The sequence below is a fragment of the Sulfitobacter sp. EE-36 genome, from assembly GCF_000152605.1.
Taxonomy (GTDB): Bacteria; Pseudomonadota; Alphaproteobacteria; order Rhodobacterales; family Rhodobacteraceae; genus Sulfitobacter; species Sulfitobacter pontiacus.
The window spans coordinates 256,275-279,572 of sequence record NZ_AALV01000004.1 but is presented as its reverse complement, the minus strand read 5'-3'; the positions used below and the strand labels follow the sequence as shown (position 1 = coordinate 279,572).

The window sequence follows — 23,298 nt, the reverse complement described above, 5'->3', positions numbered from 1 at the left end:
TTGACGGCTATACCGGAAATATATTCTGTTTTTCACAGATGTCTTGGGAGGGATAATCGTGGATGTACTGATTTCGGTCGTCTTGCCGCTTGGCTTGGCGTTTATCATGTTTACCTTGGGTGTCGGGCTGACACCTGCGGATTTCGCGCGTGTCGGGCAGCGGCCGCTTGCGTTTTTCATCGGGGCGCTGAACCAAAGCATCCTGCTGCCGCTCGTGACCTTTATCTGTGTGCTGGGCTTCGGCATCCGCGCGGAAATGGCTGTGGGGTTCATGATCTTGGCGGCCTGCCCCGGTGGGGTGACCAGCAATGTGATCTCGAAGCTGGCGAAAGGGGATGTGGCGCTGTCGGTGTCGCTGACGGCGGTGATCAGCCTTGCGAGTGTGGTGACCGTGCCGCTGATTTTGGGCCTGTCGATGGGATATTTCATGGGCGATGCCGCGCCCGAGATCGACATCACCAAAACCGCTGTCACCATGTTTGCCCTGACGGTGGTGCCTGTCACGCTTGGCTTGGGCGCGCGGGCGATGGCCCCTGCCGCGATGACCCGGGCCGAGCCTAAGCTGAGCGCGGTGGCGACGATCCTGTTTGCGGTGATCGTGCTGGCGGCGTTGGCGGCGAATTGGGCGCTGTTTGTGGAAAATATCGTGGTGATCGGGCCCGCGCTGCTGGTCTTGCTGGCCGCGCTGACCACCATCGGCTTTGTCGTGCCGCGTCTGCTTGGCCGGTCGGTGACCGAGGCCAAGACCATCTCGGTCGAGACGGGGGTGCAGAACAGTACCCTGGGGATCGCCGTTGCCGCGATCATTGTCGGCGGCGAGGGTGGGTTCACCGCCTATGCGCTGCCGTCGGCTGTTTACGGTATCCTGATGTATCTGATCATCCTGCCCGTCGTTTTGAAATACCGCCGCATCGGCACAGCGTAAGGAGCTTTGCATGAATACCTCTGACGTTATTATCGTGGGCGGCGGTCTGGCCGGACTGGTCGCCGCAGCCGAACTGGCTGATCGTGGTAAACAGGTCACCCTCATCGATCAGGAACCCGAAGCCTTTCTGGGCGGGCAGGCCTTCTGGTCCCTTGGCGGGCTGATGCTGATCGACAGCCCCGAACAGCGCCGGATGGGCATCAAGGACAGCCGCGAACTTGCGCTACAAGACTGGATGGGATCGGCCCAATTCGACCGGCCCGAAGACGCATGGCCGCGCAAATGGGCCGAGGCCTATGTCGATTTCGCCGCAGGCCCGATGCGCAGCTGGTTGTACGATATGGGGATGCGGTGGTTTCCCGTCGTGGGATGGGCCGAACGCGGCGGCAGCTTTGGGTCGGGTCACGGCAATTCGGTGCCGCGCTTCCATCTGACCTGGGGTGTTGGGCCCGGAACAATGGAACCATTCGAACGCCGCGTGCGGGAACACGAACAGGCCGGTCGCATCGCGCTGAAATTCCGCCATCGCTGTTCGCATATCATCATGGAAAACGGTGCCGCGGTCGGTGTCTCGGGCGAGGTGCTGGCGGCGGACGGGGCATCGCGCGGGCAAAAGACCAACCGTGATATCGTGGGCGATTTCGAACTGCGCGCGCCCTCTGTCGTTGTCACCTCTGGCGGGATCGGCGGAGATTTCGAGCTGGTGCGCAAGTCATGGCCGACGGCACGTCTTGGGCCCGCCCCGAAAGAGATGATCGCCGGCGTACCCGCCCACGTCGATGGCCGCATGATCGCCATCAGCGAGGCGGCGGGCGGCCAGCTGATCAACAATGACCGTATGTGGCACTATACCGAGGGCGTGAAGAACTGGGACCCGATCTGGCCCAACCACGGTATCCGTATCCTGCCTGGCCCGTCGTCGATGTGGTTCGATGCAAAGGGCAACCGCTTTCCCGCGCCGTCACTCCCGGGGTTCGACAGTCTGGGGTCTTTGAAGATGATCCTTGATACGGGCTTTGATTATTCGTGGTTCATTACGACGCAGAAGATCGTGAAAAAGGAATTTGCCCTGTCGGGGTCAGAGCAGAACCCCGATTTCGCCGACAAAAGCTGGGTCAAAGTCTTGCAGCAGCGTATCCTGAACAAGGCCGCGACCCCCGCCGTCGAAGCCTTCAAGGAGCATGGCGAGAATTTCGTCGTCGCCCAAACATTGCCCGAGCTCATCACCAAGATGAATGGGATGGAGGGGAATGATCTGTTGTCGCTTGACAAGATCGAGGCCGAGATCAGGGCTCGCGACAGTCAGGTCGATAACAACTTCACCAAAGACGCGCAGATCATGGCGATCCATGCGGCGCGGAACTATCGCGGCGACAAGCTGCAACGCACGGCCAAACTGCACAAGATCCTCGACCCTGAAAACGGCCCGTTGATCGGGGTCAAGCTGAACATCATCACGCGCAAAACTCTGGGCGGGTTACAGACCAATCTTGACAGCCAGATGCTGGATGCCGCTGGCACGCCGATCCCGGGGCTGTTCGCGGCGGGCGAGGTCGCCGGTTTTGGCGGCGGTGGGTATCACGGGTATAACGCGCTTGAGGGGACGTTTCTGGGCGGCTGCATCTTTTCGGGGCGGCAGGCGGGGCGGGCGGATACCATCGCCTGACCCGCAGGCGCTAATCCGACAGGTATTGCGCCAGATAATGCTCAAGCACTTTGGTCAGCTCTTGTGAATAGGGGCGAGAGCTGCGCCGGTCCGCTTGCGCCGCGACCAGATCCTCCATCGCAAGGGAGATCTGGATCGTGGTTTTGGCCACCACCACGGGATCGCCGCCCTGAAACCCGTCGGCACCGCTTTCCCATCTGTTGCATAGAAAGCGGACCAGATCATCGTGGTCGTCATCCTCGATCGCGAGCGGCCCGCGTTTCGTCGCGAAATGCAGCAGCAGCGGGCGGTAGTAGGGATGCCGCGCCAGATAGCTGCGCTGCACATCCAGCACGGCACGCAACCGGTCCCGCCACGTCGTATGGGCGTGAACATCATCTAGGCTGGCAAAAAGCTTGGCGCGTAATTCATTGGCGGTCTGCGAATAGAGCTCAAGCAGCACGTCATCAAGCGTGGGAAAATACCGATAGATAGAGCTGACAGGCACCTCGGCACGGGTCGCGATGGCGGTGGTGGTGAGGTCTTGCAACCGGTTCTCGGCCAGCAGCGCCGCCGTGGCGTTCAGGATGACATGCACGCGGGTCACCGCACGCGACTGGCGCGGCGTTTCACGGGTCCGCAGGGGGCCAAAGATGATCGGGACCATGGGTTTCCCTTTCTGCGCAACGATGCGGGTTTCGGCAGTCCCTTAACGATAGGGGCGCAGAACCCCAAGCGTAAAGAGAGACGCTGCATCAAGCGACTGCCACGGACTGAGCGATCAATCACCAATTCCGATCATTTGGACAATTATAATCCGTTGGATTGATGTATCGAAATGGCCGATAGTGCAGGGGACACGACGATACTTAGGCACGCTATGACTGATACGACCCTCTCTGACCTTGTTCACGCCGATAAAACCACGCCATCGATCTGGCCGGGTCTGGCGCTTGCCGCCATGATCGCCGCGCTGGCCTTTGCGCTGCGGTATCTGCCGGGGGTGGGGATGCTGAGCCCGTTGATCCTCGCGATCCTTCTGGGGATGGCGCTGCGCAACACCCTTGGCACGCCCGAGGTGGCGAAGGCAGGGCTTGCGATCAGCATGCGACCGGTGTTGCGGGCGGGGATTATCCTGATGGGGTTGCAGCTGACGCTGGGGCAGGTTGCGGCTGTCGGCTGGGTGGGGGTCGCGGTGATCGCGCTTTCGCTGGTGCTGACCTTCGGGTTCACCACATGGCTGGGCCGCGTGCTGGGGGTGGATGCCAAGCTGACGCAGTTGATCGCGGCGGGCACGTCGATCTGCGGGGCCTCTGCCGTGATCGCAACCAATACCGTCACCCGTGGCCGCGACGAAGACGTCGCCTATGCGGTGGCCTGCGTGACGATTTTTGGCTCGCTCTCCATGATCCTGCTGCCCTTGGCTGAAAACTGGTTGACCCTTGGCCCGCGCGGCTTTGGCCTTTGGACCGGTGCGTCGATCCACGAGGTCGCCCAGGTCGTCGCCGCCGCCTTCCAGCGCGGCGAGGAGGCCGGCCAGTTCGGCACGATTGTCAAGCTCACGCGGGTGATGATGCTTGCCCCGATGATCCTGTGTCTGGGGGCCTTTGCCGCGCGGCGGCGTCAGGGGCAAAGCGTTGGCGGCAAGGCCCCGATCCCGTGGTTTGTTTTCGGGTTCATCGCGATGGTCGGCGTGGCCTCGACCGGATGGGTACCGCAGGCGGTGCTGGACCCCGCGACCGCTGTGACGCAATTCCTGCTGGCGATGGCGCTTGCGGCGATGGGGCTTGAGACTGATCTGCGCAAACTTGCCGCGGCGGGGGGGCGTCCGGCCTTGCTGGGGGCGGCGGCTTGGGTCTTTATCATGGGGGTCAGCCTTGCGCTGATCATCCTGACGGGGGCCGCCTGATGACACTGGACCAGTTGCGCATTTTCGTTGCCGTGGCAGAGCGTGAACACATGACCCGCGCCGCCGAAGCATTGAACCAGACCCAAAGTGCGACCAGCGCTGCCATCGCCGCGCTGGAAGAGCGTCATAACCTGCGCCTTTTTGATCGTATCGGGCGGCGGATTGTGCTGACCGATGCAGGGCGCGATTTTCTGAGCGAAGCCCGCGCCGTTCTGGCCCGCGCTGCCATCGCCAGCCAGCGGCTGGATGATCTGGCGGGGGTGAAACGCGGCAGGCTGCGGCTTGCGGCGAGCCAGACGGTCGCGAACTACTGGCTGCCCGCGGTGATCGCGCGGTTCCGCGAGGCGCACCCCGAGATCGCGCTGACGGTGCGGATCGGCAACAGCGACGACGCCGCTCGCGCGGTCGAAGCATTGCAAGCTGACATCGGCATTATCGAGGGGGACTGCCAGCTCACCACACTCCGCGCCAAGGCGGTGGCGGGGGATACGCTGCGGCTGGTGTTCCCAAGCGGTGCCGCGGGGGGCGATCTTTCGCCCGAACGCTTGCGGCACACCCCTTGGATCCTGCGTGAAGCAGGCTCAGGCACGCGCGACAGTTTTCTGCAGTGGCTCGGGCGGCAGGGTTTGGGGCTGGAGGAACTGGAAAGCACGCTGGAGCTTCCGTCAAACGAGGCGGTGTGCAGCGCGGTCGAAGCGGGCATCGGTGCTGCGCTGCTGTCCGATCTTGTGGTCCGCCGGTCGATCGAGGCGGGGCGGATGGTCGACGTGCCCATCGACACCCCGCAACGACAGTTTCACATCCTGACCCATGCCGAACGCCAGCCAAGCGCGCTTGAGGCCCGGTTCATACACCACGCCGAGACAAGCGCTTAAGCGCTGCTCCTAGATAAGCTTCTGCCGCGCATCAGGGACAGTGGCAGGTGCCATTTTGGCAGCCTGGATCATCGCGGTTTTACACCGCCACGCGGGCAGGCGGATGACGGCGCGGCTGTGATCCGCTTCTGCGTGGACCTCGAAATCGCCGCCGTGCATCTCGACCAGCTTGCGGGTCAGGGGCAGCCCCAGACCCAGCCCGCCCTTGGTCGCGCGGTGGTCCAGCGACCCGCCCACGACAAAAGGTTTGTAAAGTTCGGCCAGTTCGACATGGTCGTCGAAACTGCCGTTGTCCCGCACCGAAATCTCGATATTCCCGTCCATGTCCTGAAACGTCTCTAGCGTGATGTCGGTCCCGCCGTGCATCACGGCATTCAACACCAAGGCTGTGACGGCAAGTTCGATCTGTTCGGCGTCCACATGCAGCGTATCTAGCATCACAGTATCACGAAGCGTGACCGTTTTGGCCGCCGCATCCGTGGTGGGGAACTGCAACCCTGCAACCGCGCTCAGGATCGCGCCAAGGTCGCAGTTTTGTTCGTTCAACCGCAGCTCGCCGGTGCTGGCGTTACTATAGGACAGGATCGTTTCAATCAGTTTCGTCAGGTGATCCACCGACCGACGGGCCGAATGGATCAGCGTGGGGTTAGTACCGGTGCTTGCTGTCGCCTCCAACAGCTTGAGACTGCCGAAAAGCACGGTCAGCGGCGTGCGCAACTCGTGTCCGACCAAGGTCAGGAAGGTCGATTGCGCGGTTTTATCCTGTTGCACTTCGGGGGCTTCGGGTTGGCTCCGCTCCAGTGCGGCAACGACGATACGACCCAGATCGGTGAGCAGGGCAATCTGTTTTTCCGAAGGGTATTCATGGGGCTTCAGGTCCAGCGCGCACAGGCTTCCAAAGCGGTGACCGGAGGACAGGATAAGCGGCACACCCGCGTAATAGCGCGCCTCCGGCCCGCCCTTGGCGACCATCGGATGCCGTTCAAAGCGGGCGTCCTTGCTGAGATCGGGCACGATCATCGGCGCGTCGGACATAATGGTGTGCGCACAAAAACCGGTGTCCTTGGGCATCGGGTCCAGATGCATGCCTACAACGGATTTATACCACTGGCTGTCCTCTTCGACCACGCTGATATGCGCAATCGGGCAGTCGAGCAGGGTGCGCGCCGCCTCGCATATCGTGTCAAACAACGCTTCGTTTTGTGCGGTCAGTCCCGGAATATCAAAAACGGCGCGCAGGCGGGCTTCTTCGTTAAAGGGGATCGGATAGGTTCTCATGCGGGGCTCCTTGGCTTTGGGTCAACTTGGTTAACAAATTGGGCATTCCTGCGGTCGCTTCGTGTCAGGACGGGGGGATAAGTAAGGTATGTTGACGTCACGGAAGTCGCGGCAGGCCGCCCACACATATGGTGGTTTCCAATCGCGGCGTTCCCTCCTATCGTTGCATCAACACGCAGGGCGAAGGGGGCGGAACGATGACATCCCACGGGCATGATCACGACAGCGATCATTCACATCTGAAAGAGACCGAGGCGCGGGTGAGGGCGCTGGAAAGCCTGCTGAGCGCTAAGGGCTATATCGACAGCGCGGCGGTGGACCGTATCATCCAGACCTACGAGACCAAGATCGGCCCGCGCAACGGTGCGCACGTGGTGGCGAAATCATGGGTAGAGCCGGAGTTCGAGGCATGGCTGCGGCGCGATTCCTCTGCAGCGATCCATTCGCTTGGGTATCATTCCCGTCAGGGCGAGCATATCGAAGCGGTGTTCAACTCGGACGAGGTGCATCATCTGGTCGTCTGCACGCTGTGCTCTTGCTACCCGTGGTCGGTGCTGGGACTGCCGCCGACGTGGTATAAATCACCTCCCTTCCGGTCGCGGGCGGTGATTGATCCGCGTGGGGTGCTGGCGGAGTTTGGCGTGACCCTTGATCCGGCAACGCGGGTCGAGGTGCATGATTCAACCGCCGAGATCCGCTATCTCGTGATCCCGCAGCGCCCGGCGGGAACCGAAGGCTATGGGATGGAACAGCTGGCCGATCTGGTGGCCCGCAATGCGATGATCGGGACAGGGCTGGCGCGCGCGCCGCAGGTGGCATCATGAACGGCGGCGCGGACCTTGGCGGGATGATGGGCTTTGGCCCCGTGGTGCAAGAAGAGGACGAACCGCTGTTTCACGCCCCCTGGGAGGCCCGCGCACTTGGTATCGTGGTGGCGCTTGGGGCCTGTGGGCAGTGGAATATCGATGCTGCGCGATCCGCGCGCGAGGATATGCATCCGGGCGATTACACCCGCACGCCCTATTACGCGATCTGGCTGAAAGCGGCCAAGCGGTTGATGGTGGAAAAGGGGATGCTTACCGAGGCAGAGATCGCGCAATCGGTGCCGCTGACCCCCGCCGCGCCGATCAAACGCAAGCTTGCTGCCGAAGATGTCGACGCCATGTTGGCGGCGGGGGGGCCGGCGGATCGGCCCGCGGCAGGGACCCCGGCCTTTGCCGTCGGGGATCAGATCAGAACGATCAACAACCATCCCACCACCCACACCCGCATGGCACGCTATGCCCGCGACAAGATCGGTACGATCACCAAGGTGCACGGGTTTCACGTCTTTCCCGATAGCAATGCGCAAGGGCAGGGCGAGGATCCGCAATGGCTGTATCAGGTGGCCTTTTCGGCGCGCACGCTTTGGGGCGATCAGGCGCGCGCGGATGACAGCGTGACCCTTGATCTGTGGGAACCCTATCTAAGGACCGTATCATGACCCTGCCCGATCTTTCGCTATTGCCCGATATTGCGTTGTCGGATGATGAACCGGTGTTTGACGCGCCGTGGCAGGCGCAGGCCTTTGCGATGGCGGTGTCCCTGCATCAATCGGGGGCCTTTACATGGGCCGAATGGGCGCAGGCGTTGACCGCAGAGGTGCATTCAGGGACAGAGCGTGACTACTACCAGCACTGGCTGACTGCGCTGGAAAAGATCGTGGCGCAAAAGCAGCTGACAACGGCGGGCGAGCTGGCGGCATGTAAAGACGCATGGCACGAAGCTGCGGCGCGGACGCCTCACGGGCAAGCTATCACGCTGTAGAAAGCTCCGGCGCAGGAAACTCCGCGCCGGAGGCGATGTCTTAGCGGCCGACCCAATCGGGCAGGAACATCACGATATCGGGCACGGCGATCAACGCCGCGACGATCAGCAGATCAACGATGACGAACCAGAACACGCCCTTGAAGATCGTGGACAGCGACGCGGTGTTGCCGACCACACCTTTGATCACGAAGACGTTCATCCCCATGGGCGGCGTAATCATCCCGATCTCGAGCAGTTTGACCAGCACCACACCGAACCACAGCAGGCTATAGCCCGTCTCTTCGACGATGGGCAGAACGATAGGCAAGGTCAACAGCATCGCACCGACGGGCTCCAGCATCATGCCAAGCGCGAGATAGACGCAAACGATGCCGATCATGATCAACAACGGCGCGGCACCAAAGCCCAGGATCGCATCGGACAGCGCGTCCCCGATCCCCGACAGCGCCAGAAAGCGTGTCAGCAGGCTGGCCCCCACGGCGATGATCAGCAAAGCGGCGGTGGTGGTCAGCGTTTCGGTGATCGCCATGCGCAGCGCCTTGAACGTCAGCGTACGGTACAGCAGGGCGACAATGGTCGACAGCATGGCCCCGATGGCACCTGCTTCGGTCGGGGTGAATGCCCCGCCAAACAGACCCGCGAACACACCGATCACGATCAGCAGCACCGGCCATGTCTGACCCAACGCCTTGATCTTCTCCGCGCGCGTCGCACTGATCTGGACCGGAGGTGCAAGATCAGGGTTCATCTTTACCCGCACGAGGATCAGCACGATATAGGCGACCAGCGTGATTACCCCGACCACCAGCCCCCCCAGGAACAGGGCACTGACCGACTGGCGCGAGATGATACCGTAAAGGATCATCAGGATCGATGGCGGGATCAGGGCACCAATGGTCCCCGCCGCGGCAACGGTGCCCGTCGCCAGTTCGGGGCTGTACCGGTGACGCACCATTTCAGGCACCGCGATTTTACCCATCGCCGCAGAGCAGGCGACCGAGGATCCGGTCACAGCGGCAAAACCCGCGCAGCCAAAGACTGACGCAATCGCAAGTCCGCCCGGCAGGCTCGACAGCCAGATCTGCGCGGCGTTGAACAGCCCCTGCGTCAGCCTTGTGTGATAACAGATGAACCCCATGAACAGGAAGGCGGGAATAGAGCTCAGCACCCATGAATTGGCAAAGCTATAGGGCACGATCCCGAGGCTCCCCCAGGCGATGTTCCAGTTGAACATGGACCAAAGCCCGCCAAAGGACACGGCGATCAGCGAGATGCCAATCGGGATACGCATCAGGATCATCGCCAGCAGGATCGCGATAAAGATGCCTGCGATTTGTAACTCGGTCATTGTGCGTCTCCGCCGGCTAGATAGGGGTCTACAACCTGCAAGGCGTTCAACCCGTGGGGGCGGCCGGTAAGGTGACAGATGAATTTCCACGCGGCGACGATCGACATCAGGCCAAAGCCCAAGGGCAGCGCCAGATAGGTGGGCCATGTGGTCACCTTGCCGCCTGCCTCGATCGAATAGGAGCCGCCGATAAATTTCGCCAAAGCCTCGTCTCCGGTGCGGATCGCGACGGTGGCAGTCACGATGCAGGTCAGCAGCAAGGCCAGCCCCGCGAGAAAGCTTTGTACTTTGGTGGGAAACCTTTCGACCAGCAGTTCAACCGCGATGTGGCTGTCGTTTTGCTCCACCGCGGCGAGAGGCAGAAAGGCGATCGCGACCATATAAAAGGCCGAGACGTAAAGAATAGTAGAGTTCAGCGGCGTATCGAACGCAAAGCGCATGACCACGTCGATGGTGACATGGGCAACCAGCATCAGAACAATGATACCAGCCAGCGAAGCGGTCAACGTGATCACCGCAGAGATCACTGACGCGATAAGTTTCATCGGAGTATCCGTTTGCAAAAGGGGTCGTCGGGGGGCCACGCACATCGGCGCGGCACCCCGTTGTGATCAGCGGATGGGCGGCTTACTGCGCGTAAGTCGCTGGGTCCACTTTGGAAATCACCTGATCCCAGATCACTTGGTTCAACGCGTCAGCGCTGTCCACGTCGACCACCAGATCGTTCCACTTGGCCAACAGGGGCTCGAAATCGGCGGCGATTTCATCGGCCCGCGCAACGTCATAAGTGTCTTTGAACAGGGCGGAAACGGTCTTGAGATCCTGACGGCTGAATTCCTTGACCGCGGCCAGCAGCTCTGCGTCGGGTTCGTGGATGTTGATCCCGGCCCCACGCGCATGTTCGATCGCCGCGGCATCGTCGGTGTAGAAGTTCCATGTGGTATGCGCCGTCATCTGGCTGCCACCCCACAACAGGGCTTCGCGCGATGCGTCGTCCATGCCCTTCCAGCGGTCCGCATTCACGTTCGCCGAGGAAACGCCCGCAAAGACACCGCCCGGTACGGCCAGCGTGATGTCGGTGACGACCTCGTGCAGGTTGTAGTTTGTCAGCTCGGGCGCGGACAGCATGGCGCAGTCGATGATGCCTTGATCCAGCGCTTCATAGGCTTCGGAAACGGGCAGACGCACGCCTTGGGCGCCGAAAGCTTCGGCGAAGCGCACGAAACCGGCACCACCGGCACGCAGACGCAGACCGTTCAGATCTTCGACGGAGGTGACTTTGACGTCCTTGCACAGCAGGTTGTACAGCGGTGTCACGCCGCCGCCGGTATAGACCTGATTTTGTGCGCTATATTCTTCCAGACACTCGGGGCATTTGGTGAAGGTGTATTCGACCATCGCGCCGGTGAAGGCCAGCGGCTCTTTACCTGTGGGTTTTTCGACAAGATTCACCAGCAGGTTCATCTCGTGCAGGAAGAGGTTGGTGGAATATTCCGCAGGATAGTAGGGCGGCAGCACAAAGCCGACATCCGCCAGACCGTCGCGCACACCGGGCGAGGTTTCAGGCAGGCTCAGCAGCGACATCGCGAAACCGGTCACGTCGACTTCACCGTCAGAGCGTTCGGCCACGGCTTCGGCATAGGCGTCAACCGCCAGACCGATGGCAGAGTTATTCGGATAGCCATAGGCAAAGTTCAGACGCTCTTTCGCGCTGGCCTGACCGGCGATTGCAACAGCAGCGACCAATGCGGTGACTGCGACGGATGATTTATAAGTCATGTATGTCCTCCCAAACATATATTTCGGGTCACGCAACCGCGCAAAATGCGTGGTTGCCCCTTGATTTTCGGTACTCGGTACACCGTCCATTCCCACGGTCTGATGTGTTGAGCCTGTGATTTGACGGTCCAACATTCCGAGTAGTATGTTACTCTCGTAACAGGGCGCGCAGGTGTCAATAGCTGTCGGTGATGTAAGTGCGCTAACGGATAATTACGGGGGGTCCGCTGACGCAACGGCTTGTCACAACCGTTTTTTTCGGCTCAGTATTCACGCTACACGGGCAAAACCCCCCGTTCTTTACTGCGCACCCGCTGTCAAAGGCTGAACCGAATGGACGAACACATCGATGACGACACGCTGACGGACGCCACCGAGGGGGGCGCGCCCAAGCACGACAGCCGCCGCGAGATCATCGAGGCGGCGGCGCAGTGTTTTATGCTCAAGGGGCTCGACAAGGCGACGATGGACGATATCGCCGATGTTCTGGGCGCGACCAAGGGGCGGGTGTACCACCATTTCCGGTCCAAGAACGCGATCTATTTCGCGGTGTACCGACAGGCGATGCAATATTGTTTTGACGCGGTTACCCCGCTGATATCATTGGATACTTCCAACATCAGCAAGCTTGAATTGATGGCCCATGCCCATGCGCGGGTGATGATGGACACGCTGCCCTATCAGCGCAGTATCCGCTTGGGCGTTGAGGTCTATTTGCGCGGCTCCACCACCGAAGCCGAGCGCGCTGTGCTGCGCGAGCTGATTACCCTGCGCAACGACTATGAAAATCTCTACCGCGAGGTGCTGCGCGCGGGTGTGGCGCAGGGGGAGCTGGACGTGCCGAACATCGAAATCGCCAGCCGTGCGTTGATGGGGGCATTGAACGGGCTGGTTGACTGGTACCGTATCCGTCCCGATCAATCCGAGGGGGAGCGCGACGCGCTGGCCCGTGCCTTGGCGCATGCCGTGGTGCATGGCACCACGGCATAATCCGTTTTCCTAGGCCGGTTTGGCCGCCGCATCCGCGCGGCGCTCTTTCGCGAGATAGGTGTGATATAGCGCCGGCACACCGATCAGCGTCAGAACAGAGGCAAAGCCCAAACCGCCCATAATCGTCACCGCCATCGCGGCAAAGAACGAATCGGCCAGCAGCGGCACCATCCCGAGGATCGTCGTGACCGCCGCCAGAACCACAGGGCGCAAACGGCTGACACTGGCGGTGACAATGGCGTCATGCTGGTTCAGACCGTTTTCTTTCTGCACGTCGATCTCTTCGACCAGAACAATGGCGTTCTTGATTAACATCCCCGACAGCGACAGCAGCCCCAACAGCGCGGTAAAGCTAAACGCCAAGCCCGAGAACAACAGCCCCAGTGCCGCCCCGTTGATCGCCATGGGCACGATGGTCCAGATCACCGCCGTCTGACGCAGTTTGCCAAACAGCAGAATGGTGATCAGCAACATGGTCCCGAAGCTCAGCGGCATCTGCTTGCCAAGCGAGGCCTGCGCGTCGCCCGCGTTCTCGAACTCTCCGCCCCATTCAAGGGTATAGCCGACCGGCAGCTCGATCTCTTCGATCAGCGGGCGGATCTGCGGGAAGACGGTGGGCGGGGTGACGCCTTCGATGACGTTGGCCTGTACCGTGATCGTCTGCACGCGGTTGCGCCGTTCGATCACCGCGTTTTCGGCGGTGACCTTGAACCCGTCGATCACCTGGCTCAGCGGCAGGTAGTCCCCAAGCGCGGCGGAATAGACGATCTGGTCGGGCAGCTGCCCGTTGCTCGCGGATTCCGCACGCGGCACCCGCACGATGATGTCGATCAGCCGGTCCCGTTCGCGGTAGGTGCCCGCAGTGATCCCGTTGGTCGACAGGGCAATCGCATCCGCCACATCGCTGCGCCCGATGCCCACGGCCTGCGCACGGTCCTCGGCATAGACAGGGCGGGTCACAAGCACTTTCTCGCGCCAATCGACATGTTCGGTATGCAGCAGCGGGGTCGCGTCACGCAGGATATCCTCTGCCTGATCGGCCAGATCGCGCAGCACTTCGGGGTCAGGCCCTGAAAAACGCGCCTCGATATCCGACCCGCCACCGGGGCCGAAAATGATCCGCTTGGTCTGTACCTCTGCCCAAGGCAGCGCGTTGATCGCGAACTGGTCAAGCTCGGCGCGCAGGGCGGGGATTACGTCAGCCGAAGTAGCGCGCACCACCAGCTGCCCGATCGAAGGATCGCTGTCTCCGGGCGTGTAGGTCAGAACATAGCGCGTCAGGCCGGCACCGATGGTCGTCGTCACAGTGTCAACGTCGTCGCGCGCGAGCAGCCAATCCTCGATCACCGCAAGATCGCGGGAGGTCGACTGGATAGAGCTGCCCTGCTCCGCCTTGTATTCAAAGTAGAACAGCGGCGTGTTGGACGCAGGGAAGAACTGCTGTTTGACCTGACCAAAGATCATCACACAGGCCACCGTGGTGCCGATCAGGCCGGCAAACACCAGCCAGCGGAACCGCAGCACCAGCCGGACAAGGTTGCCATAGCTGCGGAAAATTGGGCCGTTATACCCGCTGTCGTCATCTGCCAGCCCGCCGATCTTCAGCATATAGTGCCCCAGCAAAGGCGTCACAGTCACCGCCACGATCCACGACATCAACAACGAGATCGCGATCACCGCAAAAAGCGAGAACATGAATTCGCCCGTGGCGTCAGGCGACAGGCCGATCCCGGCAAAAGCCATGATCCCGATGACCGTGGCACCCAGCAGGGGGATCTGCGTATTCTGCGCCGCTGTATCCGCAGCGGCGACCGAGGGCCGCCCCTTGCGCATTTCCTGCTGCATGCCTTCGGCGATGACGATGGCGTTATCCACCAGCATCCCCATCGCGATGATCAAGGCCCCAAGGCTGATCCGTTCAACTTTGACGCCGAACAGATACATGAAGAAGAACGTGGCCAGCACGGTCAGCAAAAGCGATACACCGACAACAACCGAGGCGCGGACCCCCATGAACAGCGCGAGCACCCCGATCACCACGCCCACGGACATGGCAAGAGACAAAAGGAAGCTGTTGTTGGCTTCGTCCACGACGCGGTGTTGTTCGTAGATCGGCGTGATCTCTACCCCGACGGGAAGGAAGGTCTGCAAGGTCTCTAGCTGCGCTTCGACGCGTTTGCCGACCTCGACGATATTTTCCGATTCCAGTCCCGAAACGCCAAGGGTGAAGACCTCTTGCCCGTCTTGACGCAAAAGATGGTCGGGGGCGTCCACACGGCCCCGCGACACGGTTGCCACGTCCAGCAGATTCAGCACCTCGCCCTGAAAGCCGAAGGTCAAGGCGCTGATGTCATTGACACTATCATCGCCCGAGGGACCGTCGATCCGCAGGTTGGTATCGCCAGTTTCGACAAAGCCGGTGGGGTTGATCGCTGTGGATTCACTGATCGCGCCGATGATCACGCTGGGATCAATGCCAAGCTGTGACATCTTTTGCGACGACGGTTCGACAAAAATCGCCTCTTCGGGCAGCCCGTCAATATCGACATTGGCAACACCGTTGACCGTCAGCAGGTCACGCCGGATAAAGGTCGCGATTTCCCAGATCTCGGAATCCGAAAAGCCGGGGGCGGAGACGGCATATAGGATACCGAAAACATCGCCAAAGTCGTCGTTCACCTGTGACGGATAGGCCCCCGAGGGCAGTGAGCTTGCCGCGTCAGACACACGATCCCGCAGATCATCCCAGACCTGTGGCAGCTCGGTCCCGTCGTATTCATCCTGCATCTCGACTTCGATGACCGACAGCCCGTGGGTATTGCGCGAGGTGACGGTCTTGACCTCGTCCATCTGCTGGATTTCAGCCTCTAGCACCTCAGAGATTTCGGTCGCCACCTCTGCCGCGCTGGCACCGGGATAGGCGGTGGCGACGATGGCGGATTTCAAGGTAAAGCTCGGGTCTTCCAGCTTGCCGACCGACAGGTAGCCAAACACACCCCCAAACAGGGCAAAGAGGATGAAAATCCACGTATAAAGCGGATTTTCAATGGAGAAACGTGCGATTTTCATAGTTTACTCGATGCTCAACCCGTTGAAGGGGCGCACGGTGTCGCCCTCGCGCAGCAGCTGTGTGCCAGCGCCGACAACCAGGGTGCCCGGTTCAAGTCCCGTGGCGATGATATCTGTGCCGGTATTCGAGGACACGTCGACGTTGACCCAGCTGACCTGACCCTGTTCGCCGGTCTCGTCAGGGGTATAGACCATGACCCGCGCCTGATCCTCGGCCATAACCACGGCAGAAGGGGGCAGGGTCGTTGCAGTGTCGTCACCTGCCGCGATCCGCGCAGTGACGCTCATCGATGCGCCGGGGATCAGTTTCGGTGTGACCCGATCAGAGGGGAGCGCCAGCGTCACGCGGTAGCTTTGCCCGATGCTTTGCGTTTCGGCGTTGAATTCGCGCAATTCAAGCGGCACACCACCGGCAAATAGCGGCGACGTGCCGGTAAATTCGACGTCAGCCGCATTTGAATACATCTGGAACATCTGCTCGGGAACGTCGATCTCGACGCGTACTTCCGACATATCATGCAATCGTACAATGGCCTGTCCGGGGGCGACATTGGCATAATTCGGTGTCAGACGCGAGGCGACCAAGGCGCGGAAGGGGGCGATCAGCGTCGCGTGGTCCAGCGCCTCGCGAGCCTCGCTCAACGCGATCCGCGCCAGATCGCGGGCGGTTTCCGTGTCCTGCGCCTGTGCCGTGGACACGGCATTGCTTTTGGCCAGCGTTTGCGAACGTTCGAAATCCCGTTCGGCTTGGGTCAACTGCACCTCGGCACGTTGTACCGCGCGTTCAAACGGCACCGGGTCCAGCGCCGCGATCTGCACGCCTTCTTGCAGGAACTGCCCTTCTTGGGCGTCGAACATCACCATGCGGCCGCCGACCTCGAACGACAGGTCCACTGTTTCCAGCGCTGCGATCTTGCCGAAAAAGACCCGCTGCACCTGCGACGCGGCACCGCCCGCCTCTATCAATTTGACCGACCTGATCGGCGCGGGCGTGCCCGAGGGGGTCAGGTCATCCGCGTCCTGTGCAACAAGAGGCGTCGCAAGGGTGGCGCATAAAAGGACGGAAATCAGCTGCTTCATATCAAAGGCCTTTCGAGTACTGGGCGGTACTTACGCGCAGTGACGTACAGTTCAACCCCCCTTGGTACCGTTCAGCACTTTTATTTCACCCATACACGTCCTAGTTCTGCAATATGAATGAAAACGCATCAAAATCGCGAATACTGTCGACAGCGCGCGCCCTGTTCTTCGTCAAAGGCTTTGAAAAAGTCACGACGGACCTTTTGGCGCGCGAGGCTTCTGTGTCCAAGGCGACGATCTACCGCCATTTCGACAATATGTCGGAGATCCTGCAAAATGTGCTCGAGGCCGAGGCAGAGGTTTTTCGCGCTGAGGTGCTGGGAGATATCTCGGACCATCCCGATTTGCGCACCGCGCTGATCTCGTTCGGGCGGAAATTCCTGAGCTTTCTGGGGGAGCAGGATTCGGTCGAATTTACCTGTCTGATCCACGAGGTCGCCCGCGACTACCCGCAGATCGGTCGCACCTTCTATACCGCCGCCTTCGAGGCGGTTTGCGCCGCCGTTTGCAGTCTGCTGGTGCAAGGGCAGGAAAGCGGCGACCTGCGCGACGATTTCGACCCGCGTGATGTCGCCGAAGACCTTATTTCATTGCTCAAGGGCTTTGGCATGGTCCGTGCGCAACTGGGGCTGACGACGCGCCCCTACAAGGATATCGACCAGCATGTCACCCGTGCGGTCGATACCATTCTGGTCGCTTATCGCGCGTCAGGCGGGGTCGGGTCGGCGTAATTCGCCACATGCATGATCGCGGCCTGCGTATTGTCGCCGCTGATGTTCAGCTTGGGGCCCAAGGGCAGTGCGCTCATTCCCAGCCGGTTCATCCAGCGTTGGAACACGGCAGGTACGATCCCGATCACATGGGTCGCCCCTTGTTCGGTCGCGGCACGCGCCATGCCCCGGATCAGCTTGGTCTGGATCGCCAGCCGCCGGTGCGCGGGCTCGTTTTTTGACAAAAACAGCCGCGTGGCTTCCCAAACATGGGGCATTACCGGCGCGTCTTCGTAAAGCACATATTCAGGGATATCCGGCAACATCCCGCGCTGCGCGTCTTTCAGCATATAGGTATAACAGCCGCATTGCGCCGTGGTGGGTAGCAACCGCACGCCCGCCAGCACCCGGCCGTATTCATGGATCACGACAGACCGGCTTTGGGGGGTGTCGTACTGGTCAAACTCCATCCCTTCGGTATGGGGCAGATCCCATTCCTTTTGATCGATAAAAACTGATTTGCGTGCTTTCAGAAAATCTGAATAGAGTTGGCCATACCGATACTGGTTGCCGATATGCACCACTGTCTCTTCCAGCCGTGTCGCGTATGAAGGGACATCGCTTTCAACGGGTCGTGTCTGAAGAGCGGCCTGAACCGAAGGCTCCAACTGGATCGTCTCTGCGCGCTGGTGCGATTTTGCGTTCTGGATACCCATTGTTCTCTGCCTAAAGCTCCGCTCAAGTAACGAAAAAGTTAACAAAATGCATACAGCCACGGTTCTGCCATGATCGCAACAAATTTTCCACCAATAGTTGAGGTGTATCGTAGTGAAATATCAGCAGATTCGTTTGGCGCTCAATTCCGCGCCAGGCTGACGGAGGAAGCGCAACATGGAAGCAATTGACAATGTTAATTTGCCTCAGGCCCGCCCGGTTCTAAGCCGGCTGCGGGATTATGCGCTTGTGGGCAGCCGTGCGTTTGGCCAGCGGGCGATCATCTATACCGCAGCTATTGCTTTGGCAGGCTATTACTATGAGCTGAGGGTCGCGCTGTTTTTCTTTTTCGCGATCGGCTTGTGCGAAATCTATGACATCGTCGTGCTGCGCTACATCCTGCGCAACACCCGGTCCAAGACCCTCAAGATCCGCAAATCGCTGTTCCACATCTACATGACCACGGCGCTCAGTGCGACGACGATTGCGCTTTTCTGCATCTCGATCGCGATCCAGCAGGGCGTGGGAAACAGCCACTTTCTGCCGCTTTTCCTGTTGATTTCCGCCTCTATCTTTGCGGCGATGAACAACCACCAGTTTTTATATGTGCTGGGATTTCGGCTGGCGATCTACATCGGGGCGATCCTCTATATCCCGATCCGCGATGTCGTCGTGGCGCGCCCCTCGCTGGACTCTGAAATCTGGCTCAACCTCTTCACCGCGCTGTTTGTTCTGGGCTTCGTGTTCGAACTCGCCCGGACCTTCATCAAAGGGTATTCCGCGCTGATGAAGAACCGCCTCGCGCTTCAGACCGAGAACAAGAATGCCCTCGCCGCAAGCGAGGCCAAGACCCGTTTCCTGTCCACCGTCAGCCACGAATTGCGCACGCCGCTCACGTCGATCCGCGGTGCGCTTGACCTGATCAACGCAGGGTCAGCGGGCGAGGTGCCGGACAAAATGTCGCGGCTGCTCGATATCGCGACGCGCAACTCGAACCGTCTGGGGGATCTGGTCGGGGATTTGCTGCTTTTGCAATCAGCGGATGTGGGGAAATTCTCGCTTGATCTGGGTAACGTGGATCTGGCCGAGGTCGTGAACACGGCCGCCCATTCGTTCCAGCCCTATGCCAGCCGCTTTGGCGTCGCGGTAGAGATCAACGTTGCCGCAGACCAGCCCATCGTGCGCGGCGACAAGAAACGGCTCGATCAGGTGATCGTGAACCTGCTGTCCAATGCCGCCAAATTCTCGGAAGCGGGGGGCACCATCCGTGTGGGCCTCAAACGCGAGGACGAGAACCTCGTGATTTCGGTCGCGGATCAGGGCATCGGGATTCCCGAAGGCAGTGAAAGCGTCATCTTCGAGGAATTTGGCCAGATCGATTCAAGCGATCAGCGCAAGTTCCAGGGTACGGGTCTTGGCCTGTCTATCTCGAAACGTATCGTGGATGCCCACGGCGGCAGCATCGCCTATAAAAGCAAGCTCGGCGTGGGCACCACCTTCTGTGTTGTGCTCAAGGCAGCGGATGCGGCCAAGGCGGCCAAACCCGAAAGCTATTCCACCGCCGCCTGATCTACCGGCACGGCCCGCAACATCAGCGGGCCATCGGGCCGCATGGTAAAGGTCAGGTTCGGGGGCGCGACAGGGTGGTCCGTCAGTTCAAAAGACGCCCGCCGCAGCGCCGAGGCAAGCAGCACCATAATCTCTGTCTCGGCATATTGCGCCCCGATGCAGATGCGCGGCCCGTCCCCAAAGGGAATATACTGTCCGCGCGGGTATTTACAGTCCAGAAACCGGTCGTGCTGATACAGTGCCGCATTGTCCCACAGCAGCTCGTTCCGGTGCAGCGCATAGACCGGGAACATGATCACATCGCCCTTCTTGAACGTCACATCCTTGATCGTCACCTCATCCGTCGCATCACGGGCAAACAAGGCGCCTGCGGGGTACATCCGCAGGGTTTCGCGGACATGCGCGTGCAGTTTGGGCATCTTGGGCAGATCGTGAAAGCCGATGGGCCCGTCACCGCAGGCCTCCATCACCTCGGCGCGCAGATCGGTCTGTACCTCGGGGTGCATCGCCAGAAGATACAGCCCCCAAGCGATTGTATTGGCCGAGGTTTCATAGCCCGCCGCGACAAAGGTCAGCAGGTTATCGACCGTCGTTTCGACATCTTCCTTATCCGTCTCAAGCGCCTCGATCAGCAGGTCAAGAAAATCGACCGCCTCTGCATGGCGCTGCGCGCGGCGGTTGGCGATCACGTCATGGGTCAACTGCCGCAGATCACGGATCGCTTTCTTGCTGCGCAGCCATTTCAGACGGGGCACCCACTTCGGCAGCCCCATCAGATCGAACAGCGACATATAGCTGATATAGTCGGTGAACCGTCGCATCCCCTGACGGACATCCTGCTTGGACACAGCCTCGTTCCCCGAGAACATCACCCGCGAGATATTGGTGAGCGTCGCCTCTTGCGCCGCATCCGATACATCGACCTCGCCTGCCGTGCGCGCAAAGAAATCCGCCAGCTCGTCGCCGGTCTGGGCAAAATGTCGGGTCAGCACGGGCAGGTTGCGCGCGGCAAAAAGCGGGGCATAGCGATGCCGTTGCGCGCGCCATTTCTCGCCTTCCGACAGGATCATGCCGTTGCCGACAACGGGGCCGATGACGTTATGTGTAAACTCCGCCTTGGGAAAGCGACGCCCGACACCGGCCAGCAGTTCGGTCACCATATCGGGGTCACAGACATAATGGATCTTGGCCGGCCCTTTCAGATAGCTTTGCGTGCGCGTCGCATCGGGGATCACCGAAAAGATGTTCTTCCCCGCTTTTTTGGCAAAGTCGATCAACCCGACATCGGCCTTGGCCAGATCCGCCTCGACAGGGATCGGATGCGCCGGTGTCGCCCCATCGGGCGCAGGCATATTCTGTGTATTCATTGTCGTCTCCTTGCCGGCCCACGGGTGGCGTTTATCACACCGGTGTTTCTAGCAGGGAAACAATGATTAATTCTATCTAAAGTTACGCGCCAACGCGAAACGTCAGGTCGCAGAGGTCTTGATGCTGTGGCTGCGTAAATGTGCGGCAGCGTCGGCACGGGTCATTTTGCCTTGGGCCAGTTCCACCATCATATCGGCGTGTTCCTGATCCACAGCGGCCTGCAGCTCGTATCCGTTCTGGTGCAGAAAATCGCTGGCGACAAAGAAGGCCGTGCGCTTGTTGCCATCGACAAAGGCGTGGTTGCGGGCGATGGCTTCGGCATAGCAGGCGGCCAGTTCAAAAAGCGATGTTTCGCCAAAAACATATAGGTTCATCGGGCGGGCCAGTGCGGATTCCAGTAAGTCACCATCGCGCAACCCGCGCGCGCCGCCCGCCAGCTCCAGAACGCAATCATGCATGTATTCAACAAGTTCGCGGGTGACCCAGCGGGGCTCCGTCATCGTTTGGCGAGTTCCAGTATCGTGCTGCGATGCCGTTCAAGCCCGCGCGCCACGCGGTCCTTATCCTGCGCGGTCACCCCTTCGGTCAGGGCGGTCAGGCGACGGTATTCATCCGCTGACAACAGCACCAGACGGTCACGTTGGTGGCTGGTGATGATGACAGGCTCGCTCATCGCCGCATCGCTGAATGCGCCGATGTTGTTCTTGAATTCGGTGGCGGTGACACGTGTCATGGGGCTCTCCTGTAGCGTCACCGCACAATATAGGCAAAATGGACATTTTGTCCATATGGGCCGTGGTCACAGCTTCGGCTGGACCGTTAAGGCAAGACCAGCTCTTCCCCGTTCTGCCAGCTTTGCGCCAGCGCCTTTGCCTCACCTTTTTGCTGGGGTGCCAACTGTTGGCCCATTTGCATCAGCCGTTCTTCGGGCGCGTCCAGCTCGCCGTCGCGGTCATAGGCCATCGCGGTATCCTGCAACGCCCATGCGGTCACGGGGTCCGGTGTGACGCTGATCCCTTCGGCATAGAAATGCGCGAGCTTGGCAAGGGATCGGGGCTCTCCGCGTTCGGCGGCGGCACGGTACCAGCGCGCGGCCTCTGCCGGATCGGCGGGACGGCCCTGACCGTTTTCATACAGCAATCCTACGTTCAGATAGGCAACGGGTTCGCCATATTCCGCAGCTTGCTGATACCAGACCATCGCCTCGTCAAAGTCCTGCTGCACACCGCGTCCAAGCGCATAGTGCTTACCCATGTTGACCTGCGCAGCGGGGACGCCATTGCGCGCTGCCTCATAGTACCAGCCGACGGCTTTCTCGTCATCTTGCGAGGTGCCAAGCCCCTCGGCATAGAGATTGCCCAGATTGATCTGCGCGGGAGCATAGCCCTGTTCTGCCGCGAGCCGATACCATTCAAGCGCTTGGCCGTGGTCCTGCGTTACCCCGACGCCGTGGTTGGCCATCCACCCCAGCGAATATTGCGCGTCAGCCAGACCCTGTTCCGCCGAGGCACGCAAAAGCTGCTGTGCTTCTTCGGGGGCTGCCTCGCCGCCGCGACCTTCCAGCAACAGGATGCCCAAGCGGTACTGGCCCATAGCATTGCCTTGCTCTGCCGCTTTGCGATACCAGGCGCGGGCCTCTGCATCGCTTTGCGCTGTGCCTTCGCCCAGTTCATGCATGTTGCCCAGACTGAACTGCGCCTTGTCAAACCCTTGGGCCGCAGCGCGGGTGAAATAGTCGAACGCGGTTTTCGCATCGGGGTCGACGCCCTGACCAAAGCGGTAGGACACGCCCAGAGAGTTCAACCCGCAGGGGTTGTTCTGCTCGGCAGACTTCTTGGCCCATGCGACGGAATCATCAAAGCTTTGCGGCACACCATCGCCGCCGCGATAGTACAGTCGGCCGACCTGACATTGCGCCTCGGCGTCGCCCTGTTCGGCCAGCGGCAGCAGCAGTTCCAGCGCGTGGGTATAATCGCCTTGCTCGAACGCGGCCATGCCGTCCTGCACGGTCTGGGCCTGCGCGGCCACGGGCATCACCGCGGCCAGTACGGTACGGCCAAACCAGCTTCGTTTTGATTTATCTGCCATCGATAGGGTCCTTCTTGTCGGGTGGGCAGTCTGCTGCCTTTTCGCGGTTTCGTAACGCGTATCCCCTATCGATGCACGCCGCGACCCCGCCAAATCTCGGCGGAAAATTGCGTGTTTCTGCTGTGGCTTAGACCGTGGTGCC

General features: G+C 60.6%; 22 protein-coding genes. 10 read left to right on the top strand and 12 right to left on the bottom strand.

Annotated elements, in window-relative coordinates; translation table 11 throughout:
• Positions 1–58 precede the first annotated feature (58 nt).
• Both EE36_RS01360 and EE36_RS01355 read left to right on the top strand, forming a co-directional pair.
• Complete coding sequence (locus EE36_RS01360) at positions 59–925, top strand: bile acid:sodium symporter family protein (RefSeq protein ID WP_005848719.1); 867 nt, start codon at positions 59–61, stop codon at positions 923–925.
• A 10-nt stretch (positions 926–935) separates the two neighbouring features.
• Complete coding sequence (locus tag EE36_RS01355; protein ID WP_005848718.1) at positions 936–2,591, top strand: FAD-binding dehydrogenase; 1,656 nt, start codon at positions 936–938, stop codon at positions 2,589–2,591.
• Between the two features lie 10 nt (positions 2,592–2,601).
• On the opposite strand, the gene EE36_RS01350 is transcribed toward EE36_RS01355, so the two are convergent.
• Positions 2,602–3,237 carry a TetR/AcrR family transcriptional regulator gene (locus EE36_RS01350; RefSeq protein WP_005848717.1) on the bottom strand — a complete coding sequence of 212 codons (636 nt, stop codon included), beginning with the start codon at positions 3,235–3,237 and terminating at the stop codon, positions 2,602–2,604.
• A 213-nt stretch (positions 3,238–3,450) separates the two neighbouring features.
• Between EE36_RS01350 and EE36_RS01345 the strand changes: the two genes are divergently transcribed.
• Positions 3,451–4,479 carry a YeiH family protein gene (locus EE36_RS01345; protein ID WP_005848716.1) on the top strand — a complete coding sequence of 343 codons (1,029 nt, stop codon included), beginning with the start codon at positions 3,451–3,453 and terminating at the stop codon, positions 4,477–4,479.
• Complete coding sequence (locus EE36_RS01340; RefSeq protein WP_005848715.1) at positions 4,479–5,354, top strand: LysR substrate-binding domain-containing protein; 876 nt, start codon at positions 4,479–4,481, stop codon at positions 5,352–5,354. The genes EE36_RS01345 and EE36_RS01340 overlap by 1 nt, the downstream gene beginning before the upstream one ends.
• A 9-nt stretch (positions 5,355–5,363) precedes the next feature.
• Here EE36_RS01340 and EE36_RS01335 read toward each other — a convergent pair whose 3' ends face one another.
• On the bottom strand, positions 5,364–6,632 hold the full coding sequence (locus EE36_RS01335) for a GAF domain-containing sensor histidine kinase (RefSeq protein ID WP_005848714.1): 1,269 nt from the start codon (positions 6,630–6,632) through the stop codon (positions 5,364–5,366).
• A gap of 197 nt (positions 6,633–6,829) precedes the next feature.
• Between EE36_RS01335 and nthA the strand changes: the two genes are divergently transcribed.
• Genes nthA through EE36_RS01320 form a run of 3 tightly spaced genes read left to right on the top strand, consistent with a single transcriptional unit; the run spans position 6,830 to position 8,438 of the window.
• Entirely contained in the window at positions 6,830–7,456 is a 627-nt protein-coding gene (gene nthA / locus EE36_RS01330) for a nitrile hydratase subunit alpha (RefSeq protein WP_005848712.1), read from the top strand.
• Positions 7,453–8,115: a nitrile hydratase subunit beta gene (nthB, locus tag EE36_RS01325; protein ID WP_005848711.1), complete on the top strand. Its 663-nt coding sequence runs from the start codon at positions 7,453–7,455 to the stop codon at positions 8,113–8,115. Before nthA ends, nthB begins: the two co-directional genes overlap by 4 nt.
• Positions 8,112–8,438 carry a nitrile hydratase accessory protein gene (locus EE36_RS01320; RefSeq protein ID WP_005848710.1) on the top strand — a complete coding sequence of 109 codons (327 nt, stop codon included), beginning with the start codon at positions 8,112–8,114 and terminating at the stop codon, positions 8,436–8,438. The genes nthB and EE36_RS01320 overlap by 4 nt, the downstream gene beginning before the upstream one ends.
• Positions 8,439–8,478: 40 nt before the next feature.
• Here EE36_RS01320 and EE36_RS01315 read toward each other — a convergent pair whose 3' ends face one another.
• The 3 genes from EE36_RS01315 to EE36_RS01305 form a co-directional block, all read right to left on the bottom strand.
• Positions 8,479–9,789 carry a TRAP transporter large permease gene (locus EE36_RS01315; protein ID WP_005848709.1) on the bottom strand — a complete coding sequence of 437 codons (1,311 nt, stop codon included), beginning with the start codon at positions 9,787–9,789 and terminating at the stop codon, positions 8,479–8,481.
• Positions 9,786–10,334, bottom strand: a complete 549-nt coding sequence (locus EE36_RS01310) for a TRAP transporter small permease (RefSeq protein WP_005848707.1) — start codon at positions 10,332–10,334, stop codon at positions 9,786–9,788. Before EE36_RS01310 ends, EE36_RS01315 begins: the two co-directional genes overlap by 4 nt.
• An 82-nt stretch (positions 10,335–10,416) precedes the next feature.
• Positions 10,417–11,568, bottom strand: a complete 1,152-nt coding sequence (locus EE36_RS01305; protein ID WP_005848706.1) for a C4-dicarboxylate TRAP transporter substrate-binding protein — start codon at positions 11,566–11,568, stop codon at positions 10,417–10,419.
• A gap of 333 nt (positions 11,569–11,901) precedes the next feature.
• Between EE36_RS01305 and EE36_RS01300 the strand changes: the two genes are divergently transcribed.
• A complete protein-coding gene (locus EE36_RS01300; protein WP_005848704.1) occupies positions 11,902–12,558 on the top strand; it encodes a TetR/AcrR family transcriptional regulator in 657 nt (218 codons plus the stop codon).
• A gap of 9 nt (positions 12,559–12,567) precedes the next feature.
• Here the strand turns inward: EE36_RS01300 and EE36_RS01295 are convergent, their stop codons facing one another.
• Both EE36_RS01295 and EE36_RS01290 read right to left on the bottom strand, forming a co-directional pair.
• Positions 12,568–15,627 carry an efflux RND transporter permease subunit gene (locus EE36_RS01295; protein ID WP_005848703.1) on the bottom strand — a complete coding sequence of 1,020 codons (3,060 nt, stop codon included), beginning with the start codon at positions 15,625–15,627 and terminating at the stop codon, positions 12,568–12,570.
• Positions 15,628–15,630: 3 nt separating this feature from the next.
• Positions 15,631–16,707, bottom strand: a complete 1,077-nt coding sequence (locus tag EE36_RS01290) for an efflux RND transporter periplasmic adaptor subunit (RefSeq protein WP_005848702.1) — start codon at positions 16,705–16,707, stop codon at positions 15,631–15,633.
• A gap of 113 nt (positions 16,708–16,820) precedes the next feature.
• On the opposite strand from EE36_RS01290, the gene EE36_RS01285 reads away from it, so the two are divergent.
• Positions 16,821–17,438: a TetR/AcrR family transcriptional regulator gene (locus tag EE36_RS01285; protein ID WP_005848701.1), complete on the top strand. Its 618-nt coding sequence runs from the start codon at positions 16,821–16,823 to the stop codon at positions 17,436–17,438.
• Here EE36_RS01285 and EE36_RS01280 read toward each other — a convergent pair.
• Positions 17,405–18,133: an acyl-homoserine-lactone synthase gene (locus tag EE36_RS01280; protein ID WP_005848699.1), complete on the bottom strand. Its 729-nt coding sequence runs from the start codon at positions 18,131–18,133 to the stop codon at positions 17,405–17,407. The genes EE36_RS01285 and EE36_RS01280 overlap by 34 nt on opposite strands.
• A gap of 175 nt (positions 18,134–18,308) precedes the next feature.
• On the opposite strand from EE36_RS01280, the gene EE36_RS01275 reads away from it, so the two are divergent.
• Positions 18,309–19,700, top strand: a complete 1,392-nt coding sequence (locus EE36_RS01275; protein ID WP_005848698.1) for a sensor histidine kinase KdpD — start codon at positions 18,309–18,311, stop codon at positions 19,698–19,700.
• On the opposite strand, the gene EE36_RS01270 is transcribed toward EE36_RS01275, so the two are convergent.
• The 4 genes from EE36_RS01270 to EE36_RS01255 all read right to left on the bottom strand — a co-directional run bounded on the left by EE36_RS01270 (position 19,682) and on the right by EE36_RS01255 (position 23,156).
• Positions 19,682–21,067, bottom strand: coding sequence for a cytochrome P450 (locus tag EE36_RS01270; protein ID WP_005848696.1), 1,386 nt, complete (start codon positions 21,065–21,067; stop codon positions 19,682–19,684). The two genes, EE36_RS01275 and EE36_RS01270, sit on opposite strands and share 19 nt — an antisense overlap.
• Before the next feature lie 102 nt (positions 21,068–21,169).
• A complete protein-coding gene (locus EE36_RS01265; protein WP_005848694.1) occupies positions 21,170–21,568 on the bottom strand; it encodes a type II toxin-antitoxin system death-on-curing family toxin in 399 nt (132 codons plus the stop codon).
• Positions 21,565–21,801, bottom strand: coding sequence for a type II toxin-antitoxin system Phd/YefM family antitoxin (locus EE36_RS01260; protein WP_005848692.1), 237 nt, complete (start codon positions 21,799–21,801; stop codon positions 21,565–21,567). Before EE36_RS01260 ends, EE36_RS01265 begins: the two co-directional genes overlap by 4 nt.
• Before the next feature lie 86 nt (positions 21,802–21,887).
• Positions 21,888–23,156 (bottom strand): tetratricopeptide repeat protein, encoded by a 1,269-nt coding sequence (locus tag EE36_RS01255; RefSeq protein WP_005848690.1) that lies wholly within the window; start codon positions 23,154–23,156, stop codon positions 21,888–21,890.
• Positions 23,157–23,298: the final 142 nt, after the last annotated feature.

What these genes read in the sequence shown, in the direction of transcription:
- EE36_RS01355 (WP_005848718.1), top strand. Translation starts at nt 936, where the DNA reads ATGAATACCTCTGACGTTATTATCGTGGGCGGCGGTCTGGCCGGACTG.
- EE36_RS01350 (WP_005848717.1), bottom strand. Translation starts at nt 3,237, where the DNA reads ATGGTCCCGATCATCTTTGGCCCCCTGCGGACCCGTGAAACGCCGCGC.
- EE36_RS01345 (WP_005848716.1), top strand. Translation starts at nt 3,451, where the DNA reads ATGACTGATACGACCCTCTCTGACCTTGTTCACGCCGATAAAACCACG.
- EE36_RS01340 (WP_005848715.1), top strand. Translation starts at nt 4,479, where the DNA reads ATGACACTGGACCAGTTGCGCATTTTCGTTGCCGTGGCAGAGCGTGAA.
- EE36_RS01335 (WP_005848714.1), bottom strand. Translation starts at nt 6,632, where the DNA reads ATGAGAACCTATCCGATCCCCTTTAACGAAGAAGCCCGCCTGCGCGCC.
- nthA (WP_005848712.1), top strand. Translation starts at nt 6,830, where the DNA reads ATGACATCCCACGGGCATGATCACGACAGCGATCATTCACATCTGAAA.
- nthB (WP_005848711.1), top strand. Translation starts at nt 7,453, where the DNA reads ATGAACGGCGGCGCGGACCTTGGCGGGATGATGGGCTTTGGCCCCGTG.
- EE36_RS01320 (WP_005848710.1), top strand. Translation starts at nt 8,112, where the DNA reads ATGACCCTGCCCGATCTTTCGCTATTGCCCGATATTGCGTTGTCGGAT.
- EE36_RS01315 (WP_005848709.1), bottom strand. Translation starts at nt 9,789, where the DNA reads ATGACCGAGTTACAAATCGCAGGCATCTTTATCGCGATCCTGCTGGCG.
- EE36_RS01310 (WP_005848707.1), bottom strand. Translation starts at nt 10,334, where the DNA reads ATGAAACTTATCGCGTCAGTGATCTCTGCGGTGATCACGTTGACCGCT.
- EE36_RS01305 (WP_005848706.1), bottom strand. Translation starts at nt 11,568, where the DNA reads ATGACTTATAAATCATCCGTCGCAGTCACCGCATTGGTCGCTGCTGTT.
- EE36_RS01300 (WP_005848704.1), top strand. Translation starts at nt 11,902, where the DNA reads ATGGACGAACACATCGATGACGACACGCTGACGGACGCCACCGAGGGG.
- EE36_RS01295 (WP_005848703.1), bottom strand. Translation starts at nt 15,627, where the DNA reads ATGAAAATCGCACGTTTCTCCATTGAAAATCCGCTTTATACGTGGATT.
- EE36_RS01290 (WP_005848702.1), bottom strand. Translation starts at nt 16,707, where the DNA reads ATGAAGCAGCTGATTTCCGTCCTTTTATGCGCCACCCTTGCGACGCCT.
- EE36_RS01285 (WP_005848701.1), top strand. Translation starts at nt 16,821, where the DNA reads ATGAATGAAAACGCATCAAAATCGCGAATACTGTCGACAGCGCGCGCC.
- EE36_RS01280 (WP_005848699.1), bottom strand. Translation starts at nt 18,133, where the DNA reads ATGGGTATCCAGAACGCAAAATCGCACCAGCGCGCAGAGACGATCCAG.
- EE36_RS01275 (WP_005848698.1), top strand. Translation starts at nt 18,309, where the DNA reads ATGGAAGCAATTGACAATGTTAATTTGCCTCAGGCCCGCCCGGTTCTA.
- EE36_RS01270 (WP_005848696.1), bottom strand. Translation starts at nt 21,067, where the DNA reads ATGAATACACAGAATATGCCTGCGCCCGATGGGGCGACACCGGCGCAT.
- EE36_RS01265 (WP_005848694.1), bottom strand. Translation starts at nt 21,568, where the DNA reads ATGACGGAGCCCCGCTGGGTCACCCGCGAACTTGTTGAATACATGCAT.
- EE36_RS01260 (WP_005848692.1), bottom strand. Translation starts at nt 21,801, where the DNA reads ATGACACGTGTCACCGCCACCGAATTCAAGAACAACATCGGCGCATTC.
- EE36_RS01255 (WP_005848690.1), bottom strand. Translation starts at nt 23,156, where the DNA reads ATGGCAGATAAATCAAAACGAAGCTGGTTTGGCCGTACCGTACTGGCC.